Annotated in this window: 8 protein-coding genes; 3 read left to right on the top strand and 5 right to left on the bottom strand. The window is 39.7% G+C overall.

Features of this window, described 5'->3' with window-relative positions:
* The 3 genes from ACTHN6_RS16355 to ACTHN6_RS16345 form a co-directional block, all read right to left on the bottom strand.
* Positions 1-438 (bottom strand): carbohydrate-binding module family 20 domain-containing protein (locus tag ACTHN6_RS16355; protein ID WP_440436850.1); only part of this gene is annotated, 438 nt, incomplete at its 3' end.
* Positions 439-556: 118 nt separating this feature from the next.
* Positions 557-1,381 (bottom strand): 4-(cytidine 5'-diphospho)-2-C-methyl-D-erythritol kinase, encoded by an 825-nt coding sequence (gene ispE, locus ACTHN6_RS16350; protein ID WP_440436849.1) that lies wholly within the window; start codon positions 1,379-1,381, stop codon positions 557-559.
* Between the two features lie 16 nt (positions 1,382-1,397).
* The gene (locus ACTHN6_RS16345) at positions 1,398-1,985 is read right to left on the bottom strand and encodes a bifunctional nuclease family protein (protein ID WP_440436848.1); all 588 of its coding nucleotides are present in this window, start codon (positions 1,983-1,985) and stop codon (positions 1,398-1,400) included.
* A 231-nt stretch (positions 1,986-2,216) separates the two neighbouring features.
* Between ACTHN6_RS16345 and ACTHN6_RS16340 the strand changes: the two genes are divergently transcribed.
* The 3 genes from ACTHN6_RS16340 to ACTHN6_RS16330 all read left to right on the top strand — a co-directional run bounded on the left by ACTHN6_RS16340 (position 2,217) and on the right by ACTHN6_RS16330 (position 5,757).
* Positions 2,217-3,203 (top strand): SDR family oxidoreductase, encoded by a 987-nt coding sequence (locus ACTHN6_RS16340; protein WP_440436847.1) that lies wholly within the window; start codon positions 2,217-2,219, stop codon positions 3,201-3,203.
* Between the two features lie 153 nt (positions 3,204-3,356).
* Complete coding sequence (locus ACTHN6_RS16335; RefSeq protein ID WP_440436846.1) at positions 3,357-4,154, top strand: SDR family NAD(P)-dependent oxidoreductase; 798 nt, start codon at positions 3,357-3,359, stop codon at positions 4,152-4,154.
* A 64-nt stretch (positions 4,155-4,218) separates the two neighbouring features.
* Positions 4,219-5,757, top strand: coding sequence for a S8 family peptidase (locus ACTHN6_RS16330; protein ID WP_440436845.1), 1,539 nt, complete (start codon positions 4,219-4,221; stop codon positions 5,755-5,757).
* Positions 5,758-5,871: 114 nt separating this feature from the next.
* Here the strand turns inward: ACTHN6_RS16330 and ACTHN6_RS16325 are convergent, their stop codons facing one another.
* Both ACTHN6_RS16325 and hemC read right to left on the bottom strand, forming a co-directional pair.
* Positions 5,872-6,591, bottom strand: coding sequence for a uroporphyrinogen-III synthase (locus tag ACTHN6_RS16325; RefSeq protein WP_440436844.1), 720 nt, complete (start codon positions 6,589-6,591; stop codon positions 5,872-5,874).
* Complete coding sequence (gene hemC / locus ACTHN6_RS16320; RefSeq protein WP_440436843.1) at positions 6,563-7,528, bottom strand: hydroxymethylbilane synthase; 966 nt, start codon at positions 7,526-7,528, stop codon at positions 6,563-6,565. Before hemC ends, ACTHN6_RS16325 begins: the two co-directional genes overlap by 29 nt.
* Between the last annotated feature and the right edge of the window lies 1 nt (position 7,529).

Raw genomic sequence — 7,529 nt, 5'->3', positions numbered from 1 at the left:
AGGCACAGATGCTGCATCTATGTCAACTGAAGCAGCCCAGGTTTCTTCATTAAGATATTGAAGCGGTAGCGCATTTGCAATATTTTCATTGCCAAGTATCGGATGATCGCCCGTAACAAATAGCAACTGGCCAGGTTTAGTATGAAATTTTAGCTGAAAAATTATTTTTGTTGCAGCCGTTTTTTTAACTGGTTTAGCGGCTTTTTTAAGAACTTTTGCTTTGGTTGCAACAGAGGAAACCTTTTTTGGAGTTGGCTTCTTAGCTGCAGCTTTGGGCTTGATGGCTTCAGCCTGTTTGGCGGCCTTTTTAGGCCGGTCAGATTTTGCTTTTTTTTCCGCTGATTTTTTTACTGATTTCGGGGCGGATAGGCTTTCATCCGGGTTATTTATGGAAACAGCATTTTGCTGTTTGTCATTGTTTTGCTGTCCAGTTTCCAACGAATAAAATTTTAATTTTTAATAATACAAGCTATGCCATGTTTTTCAGGGGGCTTATTAACGAAAGTATGTATAGTGTAATAAATACACAAATATTAAAATAAGCGTAAAATGATTGTCACAGAACTAATTGCTTTATAAAGTAATGCGGCGGAAACATATTGTGGTTAACATTGGCCGGATTGCTGAAAATGCCATATACGCTGCTGCCGCTTCCACTCATTGAAGCAAACAATGCGCCGTTTTTAAGAAGCAGTTCTTTAATTGTTTTGACCTCGGGATATTTTTCAAAAACAGGTTTTTCAAAAGCGTTTTCCAGTTTTCCCTGCCAGTTTTCCATGGGCTGTTCAACAATGTTGCTGATATTATTTTGGCATGAATAATTAACCTGTGAAAATGCCCAGCCTGTGTTTACGTGAATACGGGGGTTAATCAACATTAAATGATATCCTGATAAATTAAGCTGAACCGGCTGCATTACTTCGCCGCGTTGTGTAGCAAAAGCAGGTTTGTTGATAATAAAGAAAGGGCAATCGCTGCCAAGCCTCAGCGCATAATGTAACAGTTTCTCTTCCGTAAGGTGCAGTTTGAATTTATCATTTAAAAGCATCAGCATAAAGGCGCCATCGGCACTGCCACCGCCCAGGCCTGCACCTGCAGGAATTGTTTTATGAAGATGAATTTTTACAGAAGGCAATTGCGGAAAATCATGTTTTAAAAGCCGGTATGCTTTTACACAGAGATTGGTTTCAGGCGGGCCTTCAATTTCAATTCCAGAAGTTATTAATGTACAATCCTCATCCTGGTGAGCATGATGAATTACTTCCAGCACATCATAAAAAGGCAAGGGATAAAAAAAGGTTTCAAGGTTATGATACCCGTCGCTTCTTTTGCCAATAATGCTTAGGCCGAGATTTATTTTGCAATTGGGAAAAACTATCAAAACAAAAAATTGAATATTACTTGCGCTTGTTTATTTCATCCCTTATTTCAATAGCGCGGATGTAATCTTCATGTTCCAAAACTTCGGAAAGCAGTTTCTGCAGGTCTTCCAGGCTCATCTTGCTTAAATCTTTATCACCGGCAGAAGCACCCGGCTCTTCAACGGTAATGTCAGATTTTTTTTGCCTTGCTTCGTCCTCCATTAAAATGCCTGCATTTTCCAGTATATTTTCATAGGTGTAAATGGGGCATCCAAACCGTACGGCAAGCGCTAAAGCATCGCTGGTGCGGCTGTCAATCTCAATGGTATCATGTTCATTTACGCATACGAGCTTTGAATAAAAAATGCCTTCCTGCAAATCGTTGATCACTATTTCCATCAACTCTATATTAAAGGCATACATAAAATTTTTCATAAGGTCGTGTGTAAGCGGGCGGCTGGGCTGCATGCGCTCAAGTGCAACGGCGATGGCCTGGGCTTCAAAACCGCCAATAACAATGGGCAAACGCCGCAACCCATTTACTTCACCCAAAACAACTGCATACGAATGCGTTTGTGTAATGCTATGCGATAATGCAACAATTTCAAGTTCTATCTTCTTCATGCAAAAAATTTCCTTTCGTAAGCAGCAAAAATAAAGATTTACAGCCCATATAAAATTTTTCAATCCTATATACTTTAGGCTTATTTAATAAGCAATGAAAATATTTTTTATATAATTTTTTTCATAATAAAAATTTTTCGATAGTCAATTACTTGCTTATCCTTGCAGCAGGGTAACAATAATAATGCTGCTTTTTTTCAAGCTCAGTATTTTATTCAGAACAATTGATTGATGAAAATTTTTATAACAGGTGCCACCGGTTATGTTGGAAATAACCTTGCTAAAAAGCTTGCCGGTGATGGAAATATTGTACATGCCTTATGCCGGGACGTAAATACCCCGGTTTTGCAGCATTCCAACATAAAAATTTTTAAGGGAGATATTACGGATGCTGCTTCAATGCATGAAGCCATGCAGGGATGCGAACAGGTTTATCACCTGGCTGCTTATGCGCGGGTGTGGGCGAAGGATGCTTCCATTTTTTACAGGCTTAATGTAGAAGGCGCCAAAAATGTGTTTGATGCTGCACGGAAAAACAACATTAATAATATTGTATTCACGTCAACCGGCGGCACGCTTGGGCCATCGGGCCAAAGGCCTGTGAAAGAAGAGGATAGAAGAATAGGCAAGCCTTTTACAATTTATGAAACCACGAAAACGCAGGCCGAAGAACTGGCAAAAGAATATTGTAACAAATATGGCCTGCGCATCGTTACAGTAAACCCGCCCCGTATTTATGGGCCGGGGATTATAACAGAAAGCAATGCTGTTACAAGGCTGGTAAAATTATATATGTCGGGCAAATGGAAAGTTATGCCGGGCGATGGCAAACGCACCGGAAGCTATGTGTATATTGATGATATTGTGAACGGCCATATTCTTGCCATGCAGAAAGGAAGGGCAGGGGAGCGGTATAACCTGGGTGGCGTAAATGCATCGTACGTTGAATTCTTTAATATGCTGGCGCAGATAACAGGTGAAAAACATACGTTGATAAAATTCCCTGTATGGACAATGATGTTTGCAGGTAATGTAATTGAATTGTATTCGAAACTAACGGGCAGGCCACCATTACTTACGCCGCCATGGATAAGAAAATATTACTACAACTGGGATGTTGACAGCAGTAAAGCGCAGCGTGAACTTGGTTATAGTTTTATATCGCTGGACGAAGGGTTAAAGAAAACGGTTGAATGGCTGAAAAATAATCCGGGCTGAGTGCTGTAATGAAAATTGATAGCTTTGAATTATACTTTTAAAGTTTATCCTGCGTTTGGGTTAATTATTCTTTCTCTTCACATTATTTATAAGAAGAATCTTATTAACCTGTTTAATTTGCTCTTAACAATATAAAATAAAGAAGCGGCAATAATGAAGATGTACACTTTGATTACAGGTGCAGGAGCTGGTATAGGTAAAGCGCTTGCTTTTGAGTGCGCTAAAAAGAATATGAATGTATTGCTGGTTGCACTACCCGGCGCTGAATTGGAAAGCACGGTTAATGAAATACAATCAACTTTTAAGCATATAGATTGCTGCGGTTTGGGTGCTGATTTAAGCAAGCCGCAATCTTTTTGTGCTGTATATAAATGGGTGAAGGAAAATAATTTCAACATTAATATCCTTATTAACAATGTAGGCATTGGCAGCAAAGGCGATTTTGAACACACCGAAACTATTTTTTACGAACGCCAGCTTGAACTAAACATTCATGCCGCCACCATGCTTACACGTTTGTTTTTACCGGACCTAAAAGCCAATGCGCCATCGCATATAATGAACACAAGCAGCATGGGCGGTTTTTATATGATTCCCGGTAAAACAGTTTATATAGCATCCAAAGCATACATTTATTATTTCAGCCGTTCCCTGCGGCTTGAACTGAAACGACATAATATCAATGTAAGCGTTTTATGCCCCGGCGGCACCGACAGTAATGCCAACACCATTGCCTGCAATAAAGAATTAAAAGGAATGGCAAAACGCTCCATCTTGCTGCCTGAAGAAGTAGCAGAAGAAGCTATTGATAAAATGCTGAAAGGAAAGGCGAGAATTATCCCGGGTTTCATCAATAAATTATCTTATCACATCAGCAGGCTTATACCGGAGTTTATTCAGCAAATGGTTATATCCAATGCTTTCAAGCATGTGGAGAACCACAAATATTAATTTGTATTAAAAACGAATACGTGTAACTTACTGCTTTATCAACTGCTACTTTAACGCAACTACTATGAAAAAACTTTCTCCTGCACTGCTTGTATGTGTATTATTTTTTGCCGCCTGTAATAAAATGTCAACTTCAAATGAGGTTAACAGCGCATCGGTTGAAAAGGTGCAAACGCAACTAATGACACCCGCGCAAATAAATGCTTTCATTACAAAAACAATTAACGAAAAAGGCGAATTTAACTGGAGCGATGCATCAGATTTAATGGCATTCAGCGCCATTATGCATAGTCCTGATCATATTGTTTCCGTGGGGTATAAACCTTTAAATGAAAAAAATGTTGAAGAGCGTCTTGCAAAAATTAATATTCATGATAATAAATGGAGCGCTGTAAAAGCGCAGGTTATACTAATGATTCTGCAGCAGGAAAGATTGCTGCATCCTGGTTTAAAAGCAGAAGATATAGAAGTTTGGAAAGAATACAAATTGCCGGTTATTGATGTGCGTATTGATAATTTCAGCACGTTTAAAATGCTGCGCAACAGTAAGCTCATCCGTTATGCTGAACCAATAGGTTACGAGCCCGGAAATTATGATGCTGATCTGGACGCGCAGGTAAGAGCTTCGCTTGGTGCGGGTTGCGGCGGTTATACTGGTGTCACCAATTTGCAGGAAGGCGACGATTATACAACCATTGCACCGGGCGCAAAACAATCGTGGAATTACAGTTATCATAACATACCGGCAGCATGGGCATTAAGCACCGGATCAGGCATTAAAATAATGGTAATTGATACCGGCCTTAGCCCTGACCAGGATAATATGAACAACGGTTTTAACCAGGGTTATTCTTCCGGCAGGACTTTAGAGAAAATAGTTACGCTTCCTAAAACAGCCAATACAAATGATAATTGTGGCCATGGCACTACAATGACGAGTACAGCAACTGCACCGCGTTGCACAAATGGCAACTCATGCGGCGTAGCTTATAACAGCAGCCTCGTTGTTTGTAAAGCCGCTAACGATGTGGTAATTGACGGCTCAGAAGTTAAAGGTGTTGCAGATGCTTATACGTATGCAGCAGATGATGCTTCCATTAAAATAATCAGTTTAAGCCTTGGCCGCGTAACAGCCGCTTCTCAAATAAAAGATGCCATTATGTATGCTTACAATAAAGGAAAACTGATGTTTTGTGCAGGCGGAACTTCAACCGATTTTACTTCATGGTTTGGCGTAACCTTTCCTGCAACTTTACCGCAGGTACAGGCGATAACCGGTGTAAAAAATACAGCTACCTTAAAAGCATGTGGCGATTGCCATAAAGGCCGGCAGATTGATTTTGTGATTGTGATGAATAAAACGAGCGACAATATGAGCCCCATCGCCAATGCCATAAGCGGCAATGTGCCAACAACAGTTGGTGGATCTTCTGTTGCAACTGCAACATCAGCTGGCGTTGCGGCGCTGGTGTGGGCCGCACATCCAACAGAAACAAGAGAGCAAATTATAGAACGGCTTACCACAACAGCGAGCGGTTATCCAAAAAAGAACAATAACTTCGGGTATGGTAAATTAAATGCGCTTGCTGCAATCAATCAATAAATTTTACACACAAAACAAAGTGCACACAGATGATGATATAACCTGTATTAGCTCTGTGTTGCTGTCTGAAGATTTTAAGCAGTTTTCCGGATGCACTGATTAACCAAAACATGGTTACTCATTAAAAAAAGCAACCAGTTTTTTAATCATTAATTCCTTCGACGGATTTTCAGTTACGATAAGCTTGTTTGAAGAATAATTTTTTATCTCGCCCGTTGTTGTGTGGCCAATGGAAAATAAAACCGTTTTTGTATTTAAACCATTATAGGCAAACAAACCTTTTACTGCGCTTGGGCTAAAAAATAAAACAGCATCGTATTCCTTCGTAAGTGTATGTTGAAAGATAGTGGTGGTATATACTTTCACTTCATGCACCGTAATGTTAGCTGTGTCAAGCAAGTGTGGTAATGTGTCCCTTCTTTTATCACCGCAGAAAAAATAAACCTCATTTATATTATTGGCGCTGGTTATTTTTTGTGAAAGATGAACCGCATCATCAGCTACACCAATAACGTTAGCACCTGTCAGCAATTTTTCAATCACTGATTTTGTTTGTTCGCCAACGCAATAAATTTTCCAGTTAATTTTTTTATTTGATAAAGATTGATGCACTGCCTCAACAGCATTGGCACTTGTGAAAATAACGGTTGCATCAAGTGTTGAGATATGCTCAACTTGCTGTTGAACGATTGCTGAATTAATGCTTGCTGTTTTGATGAATGGAATAACATCAACAGTAAAACCTTTGGAAGTAAGTTGCTCAACCAAGGCTTTGTCAATGTCGCCTGTAATTAATATGGAAATATTATTTGCCGGCATTGCGAATCTGCTCAATAATTTTATCACCGCCTTTTTTTAAAACCTCCTCACCGGCGATTGTACCAAGCGATGCGGCTTCACTTAATGGAGCGGTTTTACTTATCTCCGCTTTTTGCTTTCCATCTGTTGATAATATATTTCCATTGAACATAACAGTATTGTCTTCAACTTTTGTCAATGCACTTACCGGCGTTGAACACCCGCCCATTAAGGTTTTCAGAAAATCTCTTTCAATTTTTACACACAGGGCTGTTCCTTTATCATTAAAATTGCTGCATACATTAAATATCGCTTCATCATCTTTTTTGCAAACCACCACAATAGCGCCTTGTGCAGGCGCAGGCAGCATCCAGTCAATATCAACTGAATTTTCAGGCCTTAAATTAATACGCTCAATACCGGCGGCAGCGAAAATGGCGCCATTCCAGTTATTAGTTTTTACTTTATTCAAACGGGTATTTACATTACCACGCAGGTTTTCAATAATAGTATCAGGATAACGGTTCAGCCATTGTGCAATACGTCGAACGCTGCTGGTAGCAATAGTGAGTGGTGAATAAGATACTTGCAATGGATCGGTCCACACATTGTTTATATAACCAATCTTTTCAAGATCAGTTTTGTTTTTATAAACAAATACATCTTTATAAGAGGCACGTTTTAAAACAGCAGCCTGCACAATGCCTTCCGCCATCTGCACAGGCACATCTTTCATGGAATGAACAGCTATATCAATCCGGTTATTCAGCAAAGCTGCATCCAGTGCTTTTGTAAAAATGCCCTGAACCCCCAAAGCATATAAAGGCGTAATCAAATCTGTATCGCCTTCACTCTTTATATATACCAGTTCAGATTGTACGTTCTGTGAAGTAAGCAGGTTTTGCACCTGTGTTGCCTGCCAAACGGCCAGTGGGCTTTCTCTTGTACCTATTCTTATAATTGTATTCGCCATG

The sequence above is a fragment of the Parafilimonas sp. genome, assembly GCF_051953455.1.
Classification (GTDB): domain Bacteria; phylum Bacteroidota; class Bacteroidia; order Chitinophagales; family Chitinophagaceae; genus Parafilimonas.
This window is presented reverse-complemented; position numbering and strand designations above follow the sequence as displayed.

Coding starts and splice junctions, on each gene's coding strand:
- ACTHN6_RS16345 (WP_440436848.1), bottom strand. CDS start 1,985: ATGAAGAAGATAGAACTTGAAATTGTTGCATTATCGCATAGCATTACA.
- hemC (WP_440436843.1), bottom strand. CDS start 7,528: ATGGCGAATACAATTATAAGAATAGGTACAAGAGAAAGCCCACTGGCC.
- ACTHN6_RS16330 (WP_440436845.1), top strand. CDS start 4,219: ATGAAAAAACTTTCTCCTGCACTGCTTGTATGTGTATTATTTTTTGCC.
- ACTHN6_RS16335 (WP_440436846.1), top strand. CDS start 3,357: ATGAAGATGTACACTTTGATTACAGGTGCAGGAGCTGGTATAGGTAAA.
- ACTHN6_RS16340 (WP_440436847.1), top strand. CDS start 2,217: ATGAAAATTTTTATAACAGGTGCCACCGGTTATGTTGGAAATAACCTT.